Origin of the sequence: Flavonifractor sp. An112 (genome assembly GCF_002161085.1) — a bacterium.
Classification (GTDB): Bacteria; Bacillota; Clostridia; order Oscillospirales; family Oscillospiraceae; genus Flavonifractor; species Flavonifractor avicola.
In genome coordinates, this window is the sequence record NZ_NFLU01000002.1 from 188,282 (window position 1) to 207,051 (window position 18,770).

General features: G+C 60.2%; 18 protein-coding genes and 1 other annotated feature. Of the genes, 7 read left to right on the forward strand and 11 right to left on the reverse strand.

All coding sequences use genetic code 11. The annotated features are described in order from the left end of the window. Nucleotides 1–3: 3 nt before the first annotated feature. Nucleotides 4–1,068: an RnfABCDGE type electron transport complex subunit D gene (locus B5E56_RS02475; protein WP_087388327.1), complete on the reverse strand. Its 1,065-nt coding sequence runs from the start codon at nt 1,066–1,068 to the stop codon at nt 4–6. Continuing rightward, on the reverse strand, nt 1,065–2,411 hold the full coding sequence (rsxC, locus tag B5E56_RS02480; RefSeq protein ID WP_087388329.1) for an electron transport complex subunit RsxC: 1,347 nt from the start codon (nt 2,409–2,411) through the stop codon (nt 1,065–1,067). Before rsxC ends, B5E56_RS02475 begins: the two co-directional genes overlap by 4 nt. Before the next feature lie 365 nt (nt 2,412–2,776). Then, nucleotides 2,777–2,995 (forward strand) — a binding site (T-box leader). A 56-nt stretch (nt 2,996–3,051) separates the two neighbouring features. Between rsxC and ilvB the strand changes: the two genes are divergently transcribed. The 3 genes from ilvB (at nt 3,052) to ilvC (ending at nt 6,773) form a co-directional block, all read left to right on the forward strand. Next, the gene (gene ilvB, locus B5E56_RS02485) at nt 3,052–4,761 is read left to right on the forward strand and encodes a biosynthetic-type acetolactate synthase large subunit (RefSeq protein WP_087187709.1); all 1,710 of its coding nucleotides are present in this window, start codon (nt 3,052–3,054) and stop codon (nt 4,759–4,761) included. 14 nt (nt 4,762–4,775) lie between these two features. Beyond that, nucleotides 4,776–5,333 carry an acetolactate synthase small subunit gene (ilvN, locus tag B5E56_RS02490; protein WP_087187708.1) on the forward strand — a complete coding sequence of 186 codons (558 nt, stop codon included), beginning with the start codon at nt 4,776–4,778 and terminating at the stop codon, nt 5,331–5,333. A 420-nt stretch (nt 5,334–5,753) separates the two neighbouring features. Then, entirely contained in the window at nt 5,754–6,773 is a 1,020-nt protein-coding gene (gene ilvC, locus B5E56_RS02495; RefSeq protein ID WP_087266863.1) for a ketol-acid reductoisomerase, read from the forward strand. A gap of 49 nt (nt 6,774–6,822) precedes the next feature. Here ilvC and B5E56_RS02500 read toward each other — a convergent pair whose 3' ends face one another. After that, on the reverse strand, nt 6,823–7,842 hold the full coding sequence (locus B5E56_RS02500; RefSeq protein ID WP_158098644.1) for an acyltransferase family protein: 1,020 nt from the start codon (nt 7,840–7,842) through the stop codon (nt 6,823–6,825). A gap of 151 nt (nt 7,843–7,993) precedes the next feature. On the opposite strand from B5E56_RS02500, the gene B5E56_RS02505 reads away from it, so the two are divergent. Further along, the gene (locus B5E56_RS02505) at nt 7,994–8,929 is read left to right on the forward strand and encodes a CHASE3 domain-containing protein (RefSeq protein ID WP_087388333.1); all 936 of its coding nucleotides are present in this window, start codon (nt 7,994–7,996) and stop codon (nt 8,927–8,929) included. Nucleotides 8,930–8,967: 38 nt separating this feature from the next. Here the strand turns inward: B5E56_RS02505 and B5E56_RS02510 are convergent, their stop codons facing one another. Further along, entirely contained in the window at nt 8,968–9,639 is a 672-nt protein-coding gene (locus B5E56_RS02510; RefSeq protein WP_087388336.1) for a FadR/GntR family transcriptional regulator, read from the reverse strand. A gap of 117 nt (nt 9,640–9,756) precedes the next feature. Between B5E56_RS02510 and ilvD the strand changes: the two genes are divergently transcribed. Then, on the forward strand, nt 9,757–11,418 hold the full coding sequence (ilvD, locus tag B5E56_RS02515; RefSeq protein WP_087388338.1) for a dihydroxy-acid dehydratase: 1,662 nt from the start codon (nt 9,757–9,759) through the stop codon (nt 11,416–11,418). Nucleotides 11,419–11,491: 73 nt separating this feature from the next. On the opposite strand, the gene sdaAA is transcribed toward ilvD, so the two are convergent. From sdaAA to B5E56_RS02530, 3 genes are read right to left on the reverse strand one after another with little or no spacing between them, the layout of a single operon-like run. Then, nucleotides 11,492–12,361: an L-serine ammonia-lyase, iron-sulfur-dependent, subunit alpha gene (gene sdaAA / locus B5E56_RS02520; protein WP_087388340.1), complete on the reverse strand. Its 870-nt coding sequence runs from the start codon at nt 12,359–12,361 to the stop codon at nt 11,492–11,494. A gap of 12 nt (nt 12,362–12,373) precedes the next feature. Next, on the reverse strand, nt 12,374–13,042 hold the full coding sequence (sdaAB, locus tag B5E56_RS02525; protein ID WP_087388342.1) for an L-serine ammonia-lyase, iron-sulfur-dependent subunit beta: 669 nt from the start codon (nt 13,040–13,042) through the stop codon (nt 12,374–12,376). Between the two features lie 4 nt (nt 13,043–13,046). Beyond that, the gene (locus tag B5E56_RS02530; RefSeq protein WP_087388343.1) at nt 13,047–14,273 is read right to left on the reverse strand and encodes a dicarboxylate/amino acid:cation symporter; all 1,227 of its coding nucleotides are present in this window, start codon (nt 14,271–14,273) and stop codon (nt 13,047–13,049) included. A gap of 162 nt (nt 14,274–14,435) precedes the next feature. On the opposite strand from B5E56_RS02530, the gene B5E56_RS02535 reads away from it, so the two are divergent. Continuing rightward, entirely contained in the window at nt 14,436–15,353 is a 918-nt protein-coding gene (locus B5E56_RS02535; RefSeq protein WP_087388345.1) for a LysR family transcriptional regulator, read from the forward strand. Between the two features lie 74 nt (nt 15,354–15,427). On the opposite strand, the gene B5E56_RS14355 is transcribed toward B5E56_RS02535, so the two are convergent. The 4 genes from B5E56_RS14355 to B5E56_RS02550 are packed head-to-tail and all read right to left on the reverse strand — an operon-like array spanning nt 15,428 to nt 17,190. Beyond that, nucleotides 15,428–15,562: an XkdX family protein gene (locus B5E56_RS14355; RefSeq protein WP_140399779.1), complete on the reverse strand. Its 135-nt coding sequence runs from the start codon at nt 15,560–15,562 to the stop codon at nt 15,428–15,430. Beyond that, nucleotides 15,559–15,855 carry a toxin-antitoxin system toxin subunit gene (locus B5E56_RS02540; RefSeq protein WP_242958742.1) on the reverse strand — a complete coding sequence of 99 codons (297 nt, stop codon included), beginning with the start codon at nt 15,853–15,855 and terminating at the stop codon, nt 15,559–15,561. The genes B5E56_RS14355 and B5E56_RS02540 overlap by 4 nt, the downstream gene beginning before the upstream one ends. Further along, nucleotides 15,839–16,927, reverse strand: a complete 1,089-nt coding sequence (locus B5E56_RS02545; protein ID WP_087388347.1) for a hypothetical protein — start codon at nt 16,925–16,927, stop codon at nt 15,839–15,841. The genes B5E56_RS02540 and B5E56_RS02545 overlap by 17 nt, the downstream gene beginning before the upstream one ends. Continuing rightward, nucleotides 16,924–17,190, reverse strand: coding sequence for a hypothetical protein (locus B5E56_RS02550; RefSeq protein WP_087328806.1), 267 nt, complete (start codon nt 17,188–17,190; stop codon nt 16,924–16,926). The genes B5E56_RS02545 and B5E56_RS02550 overlap by 4 nt, the downstream gene beginning before the upstream one ends. Nucleotides 17,191–17,473: 283 nt before the next feature. Between B5E56_RS02550 and B5E56_RS02555 the strand changes: the two genes are divergently transcribed. After that, nucleotides 17,474–18,760 (forward strand): serine dehydratase subunit alpha family protein, encoded by a 1,287-nt coding sequence (locus B5E56_RS02555; protein ID WP_343214222.1) that lies wholly within the window; start codon nt 17,474–17,476, stop codon nt 18,758–18,760. Nucleotides 18,761–18,770: the final 10 nt, after the last annotated feature.

An 18,770-nucleotide genomic window follows, 5' to 3' on the forward strand; every position in this document is an offset into this window, starting at 1 on the left:
GGCTTAGCCCTCCTTTCCGGCTTTGGCCTTTGCCTTGGCGGCGGCCTTCATTTCCTTGGTAACGCCGTAACGGTTGGGCTTGCCCACCTTGTCAATGAGCCACACGCAGCAGTTCATGATCAGGATGGAGTAGGACACACCCTCTGGATAGCCGCCGAAGTAGCGGATAAACACGGTGAGCAGACCGCAGCCGATGCCAAAGATGACCTCGCCCTTCTTGGTAACGGGGCTGGTCACATAGTCGGTAGCCATGAAGAAGGCACCCAGCATCAGGCCGCCGGTGCACAGCTGATAGAGCATCCAGGTCAGCCGGTCATTGCCGCCCATGGGGAAGGCAAAGGTAAGTACCGCCACGGTGGCGATGTAGGCCACGGGGATACGGGCACGGATCACGCCGCGCCAGATCAGGTACAGGCCGCCCAGCAGCAGCATGAGCGCGGAGATCTCACCAATACAGCCCATCTTGTTGCCCACAAAGGCATCCAGCAGGGAAACATCGGTGGGCAGCAGGCCCTTGTGCATGAAATCGGCGGACAGGGGGGTGGCGCCGGAAACGATGTCGGCGCCGGCCATGGTGGTAGTGCCACCCAGCAGGTCAGGCCAGTACTGCGTACCGATGCCCTGGGGTGCCCAGGTGGTCATGGCTACAGGATAGCACAGCATCAGGAAGGCACGGCCGCCCAGGGCGGGGTTCATGAAGTTCTGGCCCAGGCCGCCGAAGAGCTGCTTGACCACCACGATGGCGAAGAAATCGCCGATGATCAGCATCCAGTAAGGCAGAGTGGGGGCGCACACGAAGGCCAGCAGCACGCCGGTAACGGCAGCGGACAGGTCCTTGTTGGCGCAGGACTTCTTCATCAGCTTGCGATAGCCCCACTCAAAGAACTCGCAGGCCACCACAGAGATCAGAGTGGCAACGAGAGCACGGGGGCCGAAGAACACCACGCCCATGACCAGGGCGGGCACCAGCGCAATGAGCACATCGCGCATCAGGTTCTGGGTATCGATGGGGGAGGCCACGTGGGGGGACGAGGCCACCGTCAGATTCAGCTTCTTTTCCTCATTCATGCTTTGGCCGCCTCCTTTGCCGCTTTTTCCTTGGCCGCCAGGTTCCGCAGTTCACCCTTGGTCACGCGGAAGGACTGGACCAGATGGATGCGGGCGGGGCAGATGTAGTTGCAGGAACCGCACTCGATGCAGTCCATAACGTTGAGGGCCTCCGCCTCTTTCCACATACCCTTGCCGGCATACAGGTGCATATACACGGGAGTCAGGTGCATGGGGCAGACGTTGACACAGCGGCCGCAGCGCAGGCAGACCTCTTCCTCCACCACGGGGGCAGCCTCGTGCTTGGTGAGGCAAAGCACGGCGTTGGTGCCCTTGATGCAGGTCACATTCAGGTCATACTGAGCGATACCCATCATGGGGCCGCCGGTGAGGATGCGCTCAGGCTCCTCCTTGAAGCCCTTGGCCTCGTTGATGAGCTCCTGGAAGGACACGCCCAGGGGCACCATCAGGTTCTTGGGCTCCTGGATGGCGTCGCCGGTGACGGTGATCACACGGTGGGTGACGGGCTTGCCCTCCACCACGGCATCGTACACAGCAGCAGCGGTGCCCACGTTGAACACGGCGCAGCCCACATGGGCGGGCAGGCCGCCGGGAGGCACCTCACGACCGGTGATGCGCTGGATCAGCTGCTTCTCAGCGCCCTGGGGGTACCGGGTCCGCAGAGACTCCACAGTGATGTCACCCTTGCCGCCCACCAGAGCACGCAGGTGCTCGATGGCATCCTCCTTGTTGGCCTCCACACCGATCACGCCGCTCTTGAGGCCGAAGGCCTGCATGAGGATGCGCAGACCGCCCACAACCTTCTCGCCATGCTCCAGCATGAGGCGATGGTCGGCGGTGATGTAGGGCTCACACTCGGCGCCGTTGAGGATCACGGTGTCCACCTTGCCGATGCCCGAGCTGATCTTCACATGGGTGGGGAAGCCGGCGCCGCCCATACCGGTAAGGCCAGCCTCCTTCACGATGTTGACGATCTCATCGGTGCTCAGCTTGGTGTAATCGGGATGGGGAACGAGCTCGGAGCCCCAGGTATCCTGGAAGTCGTTCTCGATCACCACCGACATACACTTGCCGCCGCCCACATAGGGACGGGACTCCACCGCCTTGACCTCACCGGAGACCGAAGCGTGGATGGGGGCGCCCAGGCCGGCGATCTCGCCGATCTTCTGACCCACCTTAACGTGATCGCCCACAGCAACGATGGGCTTACAGGGAGCACCGATATGCATGGACATAGCGATGACCACCTGCTTGGGAGCAGCGCTCAGAGGCGCTATCTCCTTGTGGCGTGCCAGCTCCTTCCGGTCATGGGGATGCACGCCGCCGTAAAAGCTTTGCTTCATAGGTCCACCTCGCAAATCTGACCCACACACGGGCCATTTTTCTGAGTTGTTTGACCGGTATCTCAAACAGAATTATCATATCGCAAAGCACACAAATTGTCCAGTTAAAACCGTCAAATTTCTCACTGTTTTTTCATTTAAACTCACCAGTTTTATCAAAAAGCTGAATTCTTCCTTGCTTTTCCTCCTTTTTGAAAAAACTATACCAGTCGGTTTTCTAATTGGCGGAACCGTGGATTCTGTCCCCCTGCCACGGTACTTTACTTGTTTAAAATGCAGAAGTTTCAAATGGCAGATTGACAAAGCCCACCGGGAAAGCTATGATTATACCTACAACTTGCAGTTCATCCTCTGGGATGGACGCTTCAAATGCGATGACCGGGACAGTACGGGCGGCGCATAAGCGCAGAGAGGGAGCGGTTGGTGTAAGCTCCCGTGAGGCCGCATCGGAAGGTCACCCGGGAGCGGCTCCGCCGAAGGCAGTAGGCGGGGACGGTTACCCTCCGTTACCGGGGCATGAGTGCGCGGGTATGCCCGCGAAGTTAGGTGGTACCACGGAGTGTCATGGCGGCTTCGTCCTATGGGACGAAGCCGCCATGTTATTTTTCTCCCATACCAGCCAAAGGAGGTCTTTTCCACCATGAGAATGAAAACAGCCCAGATCCTGATGGAATGTCTGCTGGAGCAGGGGGTGGATACCGTATTCGGTTACCCCGGCGGCACCATTCTAAATGTATACGACGAGTTCGAGCTGCACGGCTATAAGGATAAGATCCGTCACATCCTCACCGCCCACGAGCAGGGCGCCTCCCACGCCGCTGACGGCTACGCCCGGGCTACCGGCAAGGTGGGTGTGTGTTTCGCCACCTCCGGCCCCGGCGCCACCAACCTGACCACCGGCATTGCCACCGCCTACTACGACTCCTCCCCCGTGGTGTTCATTACCTGTAACGTCAGCGAGAACCTGATCGGCAAGGACTCCTTCCAGGAGGTGGATATCACCGGTATCTCCATGCCCATCACCAAGTGCAACTACCTGGTAAAGGACCCCAACCAGCTGGCCGACGTGATCCGGGAGGCCTTTGCCATTGCCCGCACCGGCCGCCCCGGTCCGGTTCTGGTGGACATCGCCAAGAACGTCACCGCCGCTGAGGCGGAGTATGAGCCCCTGCCCCTGTCTGAGCACCCCAACCACGGCCGTCTGGCCGCCATGCTCCGCCGGGCCAGCCACGAGCTGAAGGCTCCCGAGCCCGACGCCGGCGACATCCAGACCCTGCTGGACATGATCGAGGAGGCCCGCCGTCCCCTGGTGCTGGTGGGTGGCGGCGTGATCCGCTCCAAGGGCGCTGTGCCTCAGTTCCGGAAGTTCATTGAGACCCTCAATGCCCCGGTGGCCTCCACCATTATGGGCGGCGGCGCCTGCCCCGGCGACCATCCCCTGTTCACCGGCATGATCGGAATGCACGGCTCCCACGCCTCCAACCACGCCAGCGACCAGTGCGACCTGCTCATCGCCATCGGCTGCCGGTTCTCCGACCGGGTGGCCACCGACCCCGCCACCTTCGCCCCCAACGCCAAAATCGTCCACATCGATATTGACCGCGCCGAGATCGATAAGAACGTGGTCACCGACCACCACATCATCGGCGACGCCCGTCGGGTGCTGGAGCTGCTCAACACCAAGCTGCCCGCCCACGACTATCCCGAGTGGAAGGAGTGGGTGTTCTCCCACAAGGAGATCCCCCTGAAGAAGGACGACATTCTCCACCCCCATGAGATTCTGGAGACCATTCAGGCGGTCACCGACGGGGACGCTATCATCACCACCGACGTGGGCCAGCACCAGATGTGGTGCGCCCAGTACTACCACTTCTCCCGCCCTGGCCAGCTGATCACCTCCGGCGGCTTCGGCACCATGGGCTTCGGCCTGGGTGCCGCCATGGGCGCCGCCGTGGGCAACCCGGGCAAGGTGGTGGTCCAGTGTACCGGCGACGGCTGCTTCCGCATGAACTGCCATGAGCTGTGTACCGCCGAACACTACAACATCCCGGTGATCACCGTGATCTTCAACAACCGGACCCTGGGTATGGTACGCCAGTGGCAGAACCTGATTTATCACAAACGTTTCTCCCAGACCGATCTGGACCGGGGCCCCGACTTTGTGAAGCTGGCGGAGGCCTACGGCATCCAGGGTGAGCGTGCAGCCACCCAGCCGGAATTTGAGGCCGCTTTCCGCCGTGCCGTGGCCTCCGGCCGTCCCTATGTGATCGAGTGCGCCATCGACAAGGACGCCATGGTCCATCCCATGATCTCCGCCGGTACGCCGGTCACTGACTTCATTCTGGACTAAGGAGGGTGTGGAATATGAATGAAATGAATGCCACCCGCCGCACCCTTTCGGTGCTGGTAGAAAACGCCGCCGGTGTCCTGTCCCAGGTCTCCCGGCTGTTCTCCCGAAAGGGCTATAACATCGAGTCTCTGGCCGTGGGCACCACCGACGATCCCACGGTGTCCCGTATCACCATTGAGGTGTGGGCCGACGCCCCCATGATCGAGCAGATCATGAACCAGCTTCGCAAGCAGTACCCCGTCTATTCTGTTCAGGAGCTGAAGCCGGAGCGTTCCATCCGCCGGGAGCTGGTGATGTTCAAGGTGAAGGCGGAGACCCACGACATCCGCAACGAGGTCATCCAGATCGCCAACATTTTCCGGGCCTCCATCATCGACGTATCTCTGAAATCCCTGACCCTGGCCCTCATCGGCGATGAGACCAAGGCGGAGGCCATGCAGAAGCTGCTGGAGGCCTTCGGCATCCTGGAGCTGGTCCGCACCGGCATGGTGGCCCTGGAGCGGGGCGCCTATACCATTGAGGACGAGACCAAGGAGCAAACCGAGTTCAACCTGGGCAAAAACTTCCTTTAAGAAGGGCCACCAGGCCGCTACCGGCGGCCCGCCGCTGTGCGGCGTCCAAGCGTTTTGCGCAGCAAAACCTTGCCGCAGGGGCAATTCACTGCACAGCCGTTGGCGGCTTTGCCGCCCTACGGATGTGGCGTACCCCTTGCGGGTACTTCCGCCGAGGAGGTTAAATCCGCCCGGAGGGCTCCCAAACGTGCCTGCACGTTTGGGAACTGGCCCTGGAGCGGGGCGCCTATACCATTGAGGACGAGACCAAGGAGCAAACCGAATTTAATCTCGGGAAGAATTTCCTGTAATATTTTAGAAATACAAGCCACGCCGAAATCTTTTCTGAGATTGTATCACACTTATCATTCTTTTCTTCCCCGCTGTGTTATCATCGTGGACAAGAAAAAAACCTTCATTTGACAAAGGAGTGCAAAGACTATGGCTAAGATGTATTACGAGAAGGACTGTGATCTGTCCTACCTGAACGGCAAGAAGATCGCCATCATCGGCTACGGCTCTCAGGGCCACGCCCACGCCATGAACCTGAAGGATTCCGGCTGCGATGTGTGCGTTGGCCTGCGTGAGGGTTCCAAGAGCTGGGCCAAGGCCGAGCAGGCCGGTCTCCAGGTCAAGACCGTTGCCGAGGCCGCTCAGTGGGGCGACATTGTGATGATCCTCATCAACGACGAGGTTCAGGCTGAGGTTTACAAGAAGGATATCGCTCCCTACATGACCGAGGGCAAGGCCCTGGCTTTCGCCCACGGCTTCAACATCCGCTATCAGCAGATTGTGCCTCCTGCCGGCGTGGATGTGTTCATGGCTGCCCCCAAGGGCCCCGGCCACACCGTCCGCTCCACCTACGTCAACGGCAAGGGCGTGCCCTGCCTGGTGGCCGTGGAGCAGAACGCCACCGGCAACGCCTATAAGATCGCCCTGGCCTACATCGCCGGTATCGGCGGCGCCCGCGCCGGCGTCATGGAGACCACCTTCCACGACGAGACCGAGACCGACCTGTTCGGTGAGCAGGCTGTGCTGTGCGGCGGCGTAGTGGATCTGATGAAGTGCGGCTTCGAGACCCTGGTGGAGGCCGGTTACGAGCCCGAGAACGCCTACTTCGAGTGCATCCACGAGATGAAGCTCATCATCGACCTGATCAACAAGGGCGGCGTGGCCGCCATGAACTACTCCATCTCCGACACCGCCGAGTACGGCGAATATGTGTCCGGTCCCCGGGTGCTGCCCTACGAGGAGACCAAGAAGAACATGAAGGCCGTGCTGGCCGACATCCAGGACGGCACCTTCGCCGGCAAGTGGATCGCCGAGAATAAGAACGGCCGTACCTTCTTCAACTCCAAGCGCGCCGCGCTCAAGAAGCACCAGATGGAGATCGTGGGCGAGGAGCTGCGCAAGAACATGATCTGGGGCGGCGACACCGACCTGGATACCGCTTCCAACTAATTGCAATATAAAAAAGGTGGCCCTCCGGCTGGAGGGCCACTTTTTATACTCAGGATGCAAACCGCCTCATGAGCCGCTCCAGGATCCGGTGGAGCAGCACGCCCAAAGCGATATTGAGCGTATAGGCGATGAGATAGAAGCTGATGTGTCGGGGATCGTGGTCCAGCCAGGGCGCCAGCAGGCCGAACTCCCGGGTGATCACCACATTGAGCAGATAGATCTCCAGGCTGCTCCCCCCCACCAGACGCAGGAAGGCAGGGACCCACCGTCCGGGGTACCAGTGCAGCACTCTACCCAGAAGTAGGCAGACAGGCATCACACCCACCACAACCGCCAGAATCAGGGGGAAGATCACCGGCTGGACCAGCCAGCCGGCCACAACTGCCAGTGCCAGAACAGCTGAAGTCACCCACACCGCCAGGTGCCGGGCATTGAGTTTTTTGCCCTCCATCACATAGGAGCCCACCAGAAAGCCCATGGCAAAATCGGGAATACGCAGCAGAAAATCCGGCAGATACAGTAGCCCGCCCCCCCAGGTTACCCGATAGAGCAGGTAGCTGATCAGATAGATGAACAGGGTCAGCCACTCTTTATGGGCGCAGCGGCGGAACAGCTTGAAATAGAACGGTGCCGCCAGATAGAACGCCAGGATGGCGGAGATATACCAGTTGAACCCCTCCGGCACATTCAGCCAGTAGGATAAGGTGGACAGATTCCAGAAGATCACATCAGGAGTGATCCGCCCGGCCGCGGCCAGGGCCGCACTGTAGATCCCCACCACCAGCCAGAAGGCGGGCAGCAGCCGCCGCAGCCGTCGGCCTAGATAGCGCCCGTAGGACTCCTGTTCCCGCCGGGCCAGGGAGCAGCAGATTCCCATGCCGGAGAGCACCAGAAAGATGTCCACCCCTGCAAACCCCATGGAGCGAAAGGCCTTGAAGGGCAGGAAAGTGTCGTTCAGCTCATAGGCGTGGAAGAGCATGACATACAGCATGGCAATCCCCATCAGCTCTCCCCGGTAGCGGCTCAGCAGCCCATAGCCGCCAACTTCCCTGCCGTTTTCGTCGATCACCTGTCCACCCCCTTTTATCGTGGTTTCATTATAGGTGGCTCCTTCTCTTCCGTCAATCCCCCCAAACACCACTATGCTCCCAGCACATTGTAGACTCCCTCCCCTCATGCTATAGTACAGGTGTATATAATCTGATGAGGAGGAAAATGCAATGAAATATCACCGGCTGCTGCCTGGGGCCCTGGCCCTGGCGCTCTCCGTCTCTCTGTGCGCCTGCGGCGGAGCGCCTGACAGTCCTTCCGGCGCACCGGCCCAGACGCTGGAAGAACTGACCGCTGGCCAGACTATCACATCAGAAACCGCTGAGCTCACCCTGAAAGGGGTGGTCATTCTGGACGCAGTGGTGGATGAAAACATCAACCTGAACGCCAAGGATGACAGCGACTACCTGTGTGCCATCTACAACATCAAAAATACCGGTGCCACGGAGGACGATCTCATTCCGGAAACCGTACTCTCTAATAAGGTATTTTACCAGGAAAAATATGAATATACGGAATTTGATCAGGATATCGCAGGCAACGGCAACGCCTATACCGGCCATACTCCCCTGCCGCCGCTGCGGGATTTCACCCTGTACTGCATCGTGGAAATCCCGCCGGAGGCCTCCGAGCATCCGGAGGAGCTGGTGCTGACCACCACTCTGGCCGGAACCAGCTATCAGACCACCGAGGTTCAGAACGCAATAGCATTCCAGCAGGAAGCCCTGGAGGTGGTGGGCGAGTTCACCAGCGGCATCCATGACTTTTTCAACACCATCAACTTCACCATCAGCTTCGACACTGAGCCCTATCGGGAGGCCTATCGCGCCGCCCAGGCTTCCTATGATCAGGTGAAGGATGCTCTGTCCCAGCTGACACCCCCTCCCTACTATCAGGAGGGCTATGACGCCCTGATGGAAGTCGCTGCACAGTGGGAGGAATTCCTTACTCCGGTATGCGCTCTGCTGGATGCCTCTGACCAGGAATTTGCCCAGGCCATGTCTGATTCCAGCGACAATTTTGATGCGGAGGCCTTTGACCAGCGCATTGATCTGATCCAAACTTCCATACCTTTCCTGATGGATACCGACCTGCGGAATCTGTAACCTAACTCCTTGCGCGGCCCCCGTCTGGGGGCCGCTTTTTACAGTCCCATCACATCCATGGAGTGGCGCATATGGATGGCCATGGCGTAGCCCGCCCCCTCTCCGTCCCGCTTACGGAAAAATTCCATCAGCAGAGCGTGGTCCCGGCACGTGTCTTCAGCCAGCCGCTCCTGGTGCTCTCCCGCCGTGAGAGCGGCGGCCACCGCCTGATCGATGAGGGGAAGCAGCCGCACCAGAAACTCATTGTGGGCGCCCCGGACGATGGCGGCGTGAAAGGCCCGGTCGGCCTGGGTTCGGTCCTCCCCCGCCCGGATGCACCGCTCTACTTCCTCTCCCCGGGCCAGGATATTTGCCAGCTCCTCCTCTGTGGCCCGTTGGCAGGCCAGGGCGGCAGCCCTGGGTTCAAAAATAGAGCGCAGCTCAAACAGGTCCCGCAACTGCCCCCGTACCCGCTCCAGGCTGGAGAAGCCGAAGTCGTCCATCTCCTCCACCGCCGCCGACACAAAGGTGCCCTTGCCCCGGCGCACCTCCAGCACCCCCTGGGCAGTCAGGGTGCGGATGGCCTCCCGCAGGGTGGCCCGGCTCACCCCCAGCTCCCCGGCCAGCTCCACCTCATTGGGCAACTTCTCCCCCGGCTTAAGTCCCTTCTCCACTACAATACGACTGTATAATCCCTCCGCCGTCTGCTGAGCCAAACTTTTTTTCTCCATACCCTACTTCCCTTCTGGTCAGTCCTTGACAGTTCTGCCACTATCATATAGTATATAGTCAGACAATGCAAGCGTTATCATACAACGCAAGTGATACATAGAAGGAGGTCATTCCCCATGCGCAGCGACAATGTTACCAAGGGCGTGGAGCGCGCCCCCAACCGCTCCCTTTTTTATGCTCTGGGCTACACCAAGGAGGAGCTGGAGCGTCCCCTCATCGGCGTGGTGTGCTCCTACAATGAGATCGTCCCCGGCCACATGAATCTGGACAAGATCGCCGAGGCCGTCAAGGCCGGCGTCCGGGCTGCCGGCGGCACCCCGGTGGAGTTCCCCGCCATCGCCGTGTGCGACGGCATCGCCATGGGCCACATCGGCATGAAGTATTCTCTGGTCACCCGTGATCTCATCGCCGACTCCACCGAGGCCATGGCCATTGCCCATCAGTTTGATGGCCTGGTGATGATCCCCAACTGCGACAAGAACGTGCCCGGCCTGCTGATGGCCGCCGCCCGGGTGAACATTCCCACCATCTTCTGCTCCGGCGGTCCCATGCTGGCCGGCCGGCTCAACGACGGCCGCCGCTCCTGCCTGAGCCATATGTTTGAGGCGGTGGGCGCCTACAAGGCCGGCAAGCTGGACGAGTGCGGCGTAGAGGACTATGAGAACAATGCCTGCCCCACCTGCGGCTCCTGCTCCGGTATGTACACCGCCAACTCCATGAACTGCCTCACCGAGGCCATCGGCATGGGCCTGCGTGGCAACGGTACCATTCCCGCCGTGTGGTCCGCCCGGCTGCGGCTGGCCAAGCACGCCGGTATGCAGATTATGGAACTGGTGAAGAACAACATCCGTCCCCGGGACATCATGACCCCTGCCGCCTTCCACAACGCCGAAGCGGTGGATATGGCCCTGGGCTGCTCCACCAACACCATGCTCCACCTGCCCGCCATCGCCCACGAGTGCGGCATCGAGCTGGATCTGGACATGAGCAACGAGATCTCCTCCAAGACTCCCAACCTGTGCCATCTGGCTCCCGCCGGCGACACCTACATGGAGGATCTGGAGGGTGCCGGCGGCGTGTACGCCGTGATGAAAGAGTTGACCAAGAAGGGCCTGCTGGACACCTCTGTTATGACCTGCACCGGCAAGACCCTGGAGGAGAATCTGGAGGGCGTCACCAACCGCAACCCGGAGCTCATCCGCCCCATCGAGAACCCCTACTCCCCCGACGGCGGCATTGCCGTGCTCAAGGGCAATCTGGCCCCTGAGGGCTGCGTGGTGAAGCGCTCCGCTGTGGCTCCTGAGATGATGGCCCACACCGGCCCCGCCCGTGTCTTTGACAGCGAGGAGGAGGCTATTTCCGCCATCTACGCCGGCAAGATTGTCCCCGGCGACGTGGTAGTCATCCGCTACGAGGGCCCCAAGGGCGGTCCCGGTATGCGCGAGATGCTCAACCCCACCTCCGCTATCGTGGGTATGGGTCTGGGCGAGAGCGTGGCTCTCATCACCGATGGCCGGTTCTCCGGAGCCACCCGAGGCGCCGCTATCGGCCACGTCTGCCCCGAGGCTGCTCAGGGCGGCCCCATCGCCCTGGTAGAGGAGGGCGACATCATCTCCATCGATATCCCCTCCTGCAAGATCGAGCTGCAGGTGGACGAGGCTACCCTGGCCCAGCGGAAAGCCAAGTGGGTGTGCCCCGAGCCCAAGGTCAAAACGGGATATCTGGCCCGGTACGCCAAGCTGGTCACCTCCGCCTCCCGGGGCGCGGTGCTGGAGTAAGCCCCTATTTCCCTTTCAAGATGCAAAACATGGCCGCCCTGACGGGCGGCCATGTTTATTTTGTATTAAGTTGTCAGCCGCAGCACCCGCACCGCTCGCAGGCGGAAGGAGTGGCAGCACAGCCGCCCTGTGCGGTCTCCCGCAGCTCGGCGGGCAGGTAGCGACCCACCCGGTACATGGCGGCCAGCATCTCATCAAAGGGGATCAGCTGCTGAATTCCGCTCAGCGCAATTTCGGCGGCAACCAGCGCATTTGCCACACCGGCAGCATTGCGGTTCTGACAGGGGTACTCCACCAGACCGCCCACCGGGTCACACACCAGGCCCAGCATATTCATCAGCACAGTGGACGCCGCGCTGAGACACTGCTCCGGCTCACCGCCCATCAGCTCCACGGCAGCAGAGGCAGCCATGGCAGCGGCAATGCCCACCTCCGCCTGGCAGCCGCCCACCGCACCGGCCACGGTTGCATTCCGCATGGCCAGATAACCGATGGCGCCGGCGTTGAACAGCCCTTCTATGATCCGGGCGTCCGAGATGTGGTAGGTATCCTGAAGGGCCAGCAGCAGGCCGGGCACCACGCCGGAGGAACCAGCGGTAGGGGCGGCCACGATCAGGCCCATGGAGGCGTTGACCTCCAGCACCGCCATGGCGTAGGTAATGGCCTTCTGAAGCACAGGTCCGCAGATATCCTTCTTCTTGGCGGCGTGGGCGGCCAGATGCTTGGCCTCGCCGCCGATGAGTCCGCCCATGGAGCGGACAGGGCTGGTCAGCGGAATAGTGGCTGACTCCCGCATGATCTCCAATGCCCGTTTCATGCGCCGGGTGACCGTATCCACCGTGGTCTCTCCCAGAATGCACTCCCGGCGACGCATGATCTCAGAGATGGAACACCCCTCCTGACGGCACAGCGCCAGCAGTTCGTTGGCATTTTTAAACTCCATGTTCCCGCCTCCTTACGACTGAACAATCATAACGTCCTGGATATAGGGGTTGGCCCGCAATTCCTCGCCGATGCCGTCGGGCAGAGTACCGTCCGACTCGATGATACTGTAAGCGGTATCTCCCTTGCCCTCCCGGAACAGACGCATAAAGGCGATGTTCACGTTGCGGTCACTGAGCACCTTGGTCAGGTGGGCCACCACTCCGGGCTTGTCCTGCTGGATCACCACCACCGAGGCGTACTCGCCGCTGAAGTCCACACGGACGCCGTTGATGCGCACGATGTGCATCTTGCCGCCTCCCAGGGACTCGCCCCGGACGGTCATAACCTGCCCGGCAGCGTTCTCCATGCGGATGTCCACGGTGTTGGGGTGGATGTCGGTCTCCACCTCATTGGGAGTAAAAGAGAAGGCAAGGCCCCGCTCGTTGGCAATGCGGAAGGAGTCCCGAATGCACAGATCATCGGTGGAGAAACCCATGATACCGCCCAGCAGGGCCCGGTCGGTACCGTGGCCGTGGTAGGTCTTGGCAAAGGAACCGTAGAGGGTAAAGTCCACCTTCTTCAGAGGCGGCGCCAGCAGCTTGTGAGCCACGTTGGCAATAAGCACCGCACCGGCAGTGTGGGAGCTGGACGGACCAATCATATTGGGTCCCAATACGTCGAATACGCTGATGAACGACATAGAATCACTCCTCCGAGGCGGCAGGCGCCTTCAGAATGAATTTCTGGTAGATGGCATTGACAATGGTACCGATGGCGTTGTCACCGGATACGTTACAGGCGGTGCCAAAGGAATCCTGAGTAATATAGAGGGCCACCATGATGGCACAGATGGGGCCGTTCACATCGCCGGCCTCGGTACCGAACACCATGTACAGGAAGGGCAGCGCGGTCATGATGGAGCCGCCGGGGGCGCCGGGGGAGGCCACCATGGCAATGCCCAGAGTCATGATGAAGGGCACCACAGTACCCAGGCTGATGGGCAGCTGGTACATCAGGCACACGGCGGTGGCACAGGCGGTGATGGTGATCATGGAACCGGCCATATGGATGTTGGCGCACAGCGGCACCACAAAATTGCGGATCTCCTCCAGAATGCCGTCCTTCTTGGCGCACTCCAGGTTGACGGGGATGGTGGCGGCGGAGGACTGAGTGCCGATGGCGGTGGCGTAGCCGGGGATCTGGTTGCGGATCAGAGCGAAGGGATTCTTCTTGGATACTGCACCTGCCACAATAAACTGGATGCAGATATAGATCAGGTGCATGGCGATGACCACCAGGAATACCTTCCACAGGATGCCCAGAATGGCGAACGTCTTGCCGGAGGCAGTCATGTTGGTAAAGGTGCCGCAGATGTAGAGGGGCAGCAGGGGGATGATGACCACATGGAGCACCTTATCAATAATGGCGGAGAAATCCTCCATGCCGTGATAGAGGCTGTCACCAATCTCCTTGCCCCGCATATTGGACAGGCACAGCCCCAGCACGAAGGCCAGAGTAACCGCGGACAGGGTATCCAGCAGTGGAGGAATGGATAAAGAAAAATAGCTTTCCAGAGAAACGTCCGCCGTCTGGGCAATCTGGTCCAGGGCGCCTTCACTCATGAAGGAGGGGAAAAGGTTGGAGGAAACCAGATAGGAGGCGGAACCCGCCACCAGCGTAGACACATAGGACAGGGCCACTGTAATGAGCAGAAGCTTACCGGCGCCGCTGCGCAGGTTGGCAATGCCCATGGTCACATAGGCCACAATCATCAGCGGGATGATGAAGGACAGGAATGTGCTGAAAATCGAGGAGCAGGTCACAATCACACGGTTGAACCCCTCCGGCATATAGGAGCCAAACAAGATGCCAAGGATAATTGCAATGATGAGCTTCGGGATCAGGCCAATTTTAATCTTTTTCTTTGCCATATAAGTTCCTCCCTTAACTTTCTCTATTTTGTCCATTTCCCTATTGACTTTTGGAGGGCCTTAGTATAACATTGCACAACAATTAAATCAAATAAATCTAATTTATCATATAATTGAATTTTCTTAATATCAAACTCACCGGTATGGCAGGAGGCTTGCATTATGGAGCTGCGTCAGCTGACCACATTCATCCGGGTGGCCCAATTTCAAAGTTTCTCCAAGGCGGCGGCCAGTTTGGGATATTCCCAGTCCGCCGTCACGGTACAAATCCGCCTTCTGGAGGAGGAACTGCGGGTCCGGCTCTTTGACCGTATGGGAAAGCGGGTGTGTCTCACCGGACAGGGGAAGGTCTTTCTGGACAGCGCCATCAGCATCATTCAGGATGTATCTAAAGCCAAGCTGGCTCTGGCAGGTGAGGATGAAACCCTGCGGGGCCAGCTCCATATCGGGACACTGGAATCCCTCTGCTACGCCCGACTGCCCGGTATCATCCGGAATTTCCGGATACGGCATCCCCAGGTGAGCATCCAGATCACCACGGGTACGCCGGAGGAGATCATCACTAAAATGGAGCGGGGAGAGCTGGACATCATTTACATTCTGGATGAGCCACTCTATAACAACAGCTGGTGCAAAATGCTGGAGCTGCAGGAGGAAGTGGTAGTGGTAGCCTCCGCTTCGCTGGGGGCGGCGCTGAGCGGCCACTCCCACAAGCTGGTGGACCTGCTGGACAAGCCCTTCTATCTGACGGAGCGGGACGCCAACTACCGTCGGCTGCTGGACCAGCGGCTGGCTGCCTTTGGCCAGGCCATCACCCCTGCATTGGAGAGCAGCTACGCCTCCTTCCTGCTGCGAGTTCTGGAGGAGACGGAAGGGCTGTCCTTCCTGCCCCGTTTTCTGGTGGAAGAACCGGTGCGCCAAGGAAAGTTGGCCATTGTGGATGTCAGCGACCTCAAGGCGGTAATGTATGGCCAGATCTTCTATCACCGGGAGAAATGGGCCACCCGGGAGATGGAGGAGTTTGTCCGCTTCTGTACCCCGCCTGGAGAGGACCGTCCCTCTGTCCTGTTATCCCTGTAAAAAACAAAACAGCCGCCCCGTGAGCCTGCTTCCACAGAAGCGGTTCACGGGGCGGCTGTTTACACGATCATGCGCTATGCTTTTTCCGTCTGGCTGAGAATTGCCGCAGCTTCTTCCTCTGTCAGCTTGCCTGCCTCTGCCAGGGCCTGTATACGCTGCTCATCCCACAGTCTGGGATAATATTTCTTAGCCAACTCGTACACGTTCACAGTTCCACCCCCGTCATAATGGCCAGAAAGTCCACATCCGCCCGCAGCCGCTCCAATTCCGTAGGTTCAGGCTCCGGTGTGGGTTCCGGTTCCGGCACCTGGCCGGGGGTCAGCCCCACCAGAATGCCGTCCTGAATGTCCAGTTCGCAGTAGCCGCAGCAGTCCCACGCCGCCTGTTCCAGCTGGGGCGGCACTGCAATCCACCCCTCCAGCCAGCACTCCGTTCGGTGGCTTTGGCTCTGTAAACCGTGACCGCCGTCCGCTCTGGCCTCGATCTCAATGATAGTCAGCATCCAGATCCCTCCTCATCCATGTTAGTAAGTGATACAACAACTTGCGCAGCCAAGCCCGTTTTTCCTTCCGCCCCTCCCCCTGCTCCCTCAGCCAGGCCAGCAGCCTGCCGCTGCTCCAGCCATCCGTTCCGAGGGACAGATCAGGCGCACCCGCCTCTACAATCCGTATCTGTCCGCCCCGCACCAGACGAAGCAGCCGCTGTGCCAGCGATATCGGCTTGTGATCGGCAGACGGAACACCTCGCTTTTGATAAGTACGCTTCTCCCGGGTCTCCTCCGGAGGCAGGTCATTGAAGTGGGCCATCAGCCGCTCCTCCAGTCTCTCCAGTCCCCGCACCTCCACCTGTTCTCCCAGGGCCAGACTTTCCAGCCTCTTTAGTCCGCACCGGATGGACCGCAGTACCGACGCATGGTCCACCCCCAGCAAAGTTCCGATCTCCCGCAGGGAGAGCCACTCGCCATAATAGAGATACAGATAGGTCTGCTGCCGGAGGGTGAGCCGGTCCAGCACCGCTTTCAGTACTTCCGGCTCCCCCAGGTCCACCACCAGAGGACCTCCCTCCTGGCAGTCCAGCAGCCGATAGAGGAACTTAGCGTCCTCCGCAATCCGTTTTTGTCCCCGTTGCAGCGTACGGCATACAGTGGAGCGGTTCCGCCCCGCCTCCCGGGCCACCTGGGCCTGAGGATTGCCACTGTCGATACCTGCCAGATAAGCTTTCTGGACAGGCGTGATCCCCGTCCGGGCCGTCCGTACCGCCAGGCGCATCTTGTCCTGTTCCGTGGGGCCCTCCGGTGCCTCCGCGCCTTCCACCTCCGCCCAGGTCTTATACTGCATTCTGTCCCACCGCCAGCCGTCCACCCCGGCCCAGGTGGTACCTCGACTGATCCTGTGCCGGGGCATCAGTTCCCGCAGTTGCCGGGTGCAGTTCGCCAGATCCTCCTCGGCCCGGGCCAGTTCCAGCCGGAGGGCTTTCTTCTCTCTCCCCTGCGCTCCATCCAGCTCAGTTTGAAGGGCGGCCTTTTGCTCCCGCAGTACCTTGATTCGTTCTCTGATCTCTCTGGCTCTGCTCATCGCTTTTCCTCGTTGATTCGGGGCGCGGTCAGGTCGGCGGTGGTATATTTTCCGTTTCTGGGCCGGGTGTAGTATTCCTCCGCCAGCTGCCGCAGTTCCCGCATCTCCCGCAGCATCTGCCGCAGCATCAGGATCTCCCGATTGGTCACCTGTCGTTCTGTTCCCTCCTGGCTTTCCAGACGCTGCTTGGCCGCCTCCAGGCCCAACCTCAGCCGGGCGGCCGCCTCCCGATACTGCCCGGATAATTCCTGCAATCTGGCCATCCTGTTCACCTCCTCTTTCCCGGAGCGGCCGCCCCAGCCCTGTATCCGCCCCGCTCGCTGTTGGAAGAGACTCCATGGTCTCTTCACTTTTAGCGGTTCCACCCCCAAAAGTTGGACGGTTTCGTACACCAAAGAAAAAGATTTTTTGAATTTCAATCTTCCGCCAAAATAAAGAGGTCCTTTCCTGAGATGGAAAGGACCTCTTTACAACTGGGGGAAGGTCGGATATCATGTAGATAACAGGAGAAAGCGCGCTCCCTGGGGAGCCCGCAGGAAGGAAGAACTGTTCATGAAGAAAACCGATCCCCATTATCAAGCTTATCTGCAAATTCTGCGGGAAGAGCTGGTCCCCGCCATGGGCTGCACCGAGCCCATCGCGCTGGCCTACGGCGCGGCGGTGGCCCGCCGGGCCCTGGGCTGCCTGCCCGAAACCGTCTCCGTCCAGGTCAGCGGCAACCTGATCAAAAACGTGAAGAGCGTCATTGTCCCCAACACCGGCGGATTGAAGGGCATCCCCGCCGCTGTCACCGCCGGGCTGGTGGCTGGCGACCCAGATAAGGTGCTGGAAGTTATTTCCGTGGTGACGGAGGAACAGAAGGCAGAAATGACTGACTTCCTCCGCTCCCACCCCATCGGAGTCCATCTGGCCAACACTCCCCTGACCTTCGACTATACCGTCACCCTTACCGGCGGCGGCCATACCGTCACCCTGCGCATCGCCAACTATCACACCAACATTGTGCTGCTGGAGAAAGACGGCGTGAAGGAGATCGACATTCCGGTGGAGGGCGAGCAGGAGACCGCCCTCACCGACCGCTCCATCCTCTCCATCCAGGAGATCGTGGACTTTGCCGACAGCGTGGACGTGGACGACCTGCGTCCCCTGCTGGACCCCCAGATCCAGTATAATATGGCTATCGCGGAGGAGGGCCTGCTCCACGCCTACGGGGCCAATGTGGGCAAGGTACTCATGAGCACCGAGGCCTCTCTGGAGCGGCGGGCCCGGGCCAAGGCCGCCGCCGGCTCCGACGCCCGGATGAACGGCTGTGAAATGCCGGTGGTCATTGTTTCCGGCAGCGGCAACCAAGGCATCACCGCCTCGGTGCCCGTCATTGAGTACGCCCGCTCCCTGGGCATTCCGGAAGAGCGGATGTACCGGGCGCTGGCAGTGTCCGACCTGTGCACCATCCACCAAAAGACTTATATTGGCCGTCTGTCCGCCTTCTGCGGCGCGGTGAGCGCCGGCGCTGGCGCCGGGGCCGGTATCTGCTACCTGCTGGGCGGCGGTTACGATCAAGTGAAGCACACCATCGTCAATGCCCTGGCCTTCCACTCCGGCGTGGTGTGTGACGGCGCCAAATCCAGCTGCGCCGCCAAGATCAGTATGGCGGTGGAGGCCGGTATCTTTGGTTATCAGATGTACCAGAACGGCCAGGAGTTCCGCACCGGCGACGGCATCATCAGCGACGGCGTGGAGCACACCATTCAGAACGTGGGCGAACTGGGCCGCCAGGGGATGCGGGAGACCGACCATGTGATTCTGGAAATGATGACTCGGGAACCCTGCTAACAAGAAAGTA

Excerpts from the sequence above, each read along its gene's own strand:
- B5E56_RS02475 (WP_087388327.1), bottom strand. The coding sequence starts at position 1,068 with ATGAATGAGGAAAAGAAGCTGAATCTGACGGTGGCCTCGTCCCCCCAC.
- rsxC (WP_087388329.1), bottom strand. The coding sequence starts at position 2,411 with ATGAAGCAAAGCTTTTACGGCGGCGTGCATCCCCATGACCGGAAGGAG.
- ilvB (WP_087187709.1), top strand. The coding sequence starts at position 3,052 with ATGAGAATGAAAACAGCCCAGATCCTGATGGAATGTCTGCTGGAGCAG.
- ilvN (WP_087187708.1), top strand. The coding sequence starts at position 4,776 with ATGAATGAAATGAATGCCACCCGCCGCACCCTTTCGGTGCTGGTAGAA.
- ilvC (WP_087266863.1), top strand. The coding sequence starts at position 5,754 with ATGGCTAAGATGTATTACGAGAAGGACTGTGATCTGTCCTACCTGAAC.
- B5E56_RS02505 (WP_087388333.1), top strand. The coding sequence starts at position 7,994 with ATGAAATATCACCGGCTGCTGCCTGGGGCCCTGGCCCTGGCGCTCTCC.
- B5E56_RS02510 (WP_087388336.1), bottom strand. The coding sequence starts at position 9,639 with ATGGAGAAAAAAAGTTTGGCTCAGCAGACGGCGGAGGGATTATACAGT.
- ilvD (WP_087388338.1), top strand. The coding sequence starts at position 9,757 with ATGCGCAGCGACAATGTTACCAAGGGCGTGGAGCGCGCCCCCAACCGC.
- sdaAA (WP_087388340.1), bottom strand. The coding sequence starts at position 12,361 with ATGGAGTTTAAAAATGCCAACGAACTGCTGGCGCTGTGCCGTCAGGAG.
- sdaAB (WP_087388342.1), bottom strand. The coding sequence starts at position 13,042 with ATGTCGTTCATCAGCGTATTCGACGTATTGGGACCCAATATGATTGGT.
- B5E56_RS02530 (WP_087388343.1), bottom strand. The coding sequence starts at position 14,273 with ATGGCAAAGAAAAAGATTAAAATTGGCCTGATCCCGAAGCTCATCATT.
- B5E56_RS02535 (WP_087388345.1), top strand. The coding sequence starts at position 14,436 with ATGGAGCTGCGTCAGCTGACCACATTCATCCGGGTGGCCCAATTTCAA.
- B5E56_RS02540 (WP_242958742.1), bottom strand. The coding sequence starts at position 15,855 with ATGCTGACTATCATTGAGATCGAGGCCAGAGCGGACGGCGGTCACGGT.
- B5E56_RS02545 (WP_087388347.1), bottom strand. The coding sequence starts at position 16,927 with ATGAGCAGAGCCAGAGAGATCAGAGAACGAATCAAGGTACTGCGGGAG.
- B5E56_RS02550 (WP_087328806.1), bottom strand. The coding sequence starts at position 17,190 with ATGGCCAGATTGCAGGAATTATCCGGGCAGTATCGGGAGGCGGCCGCC.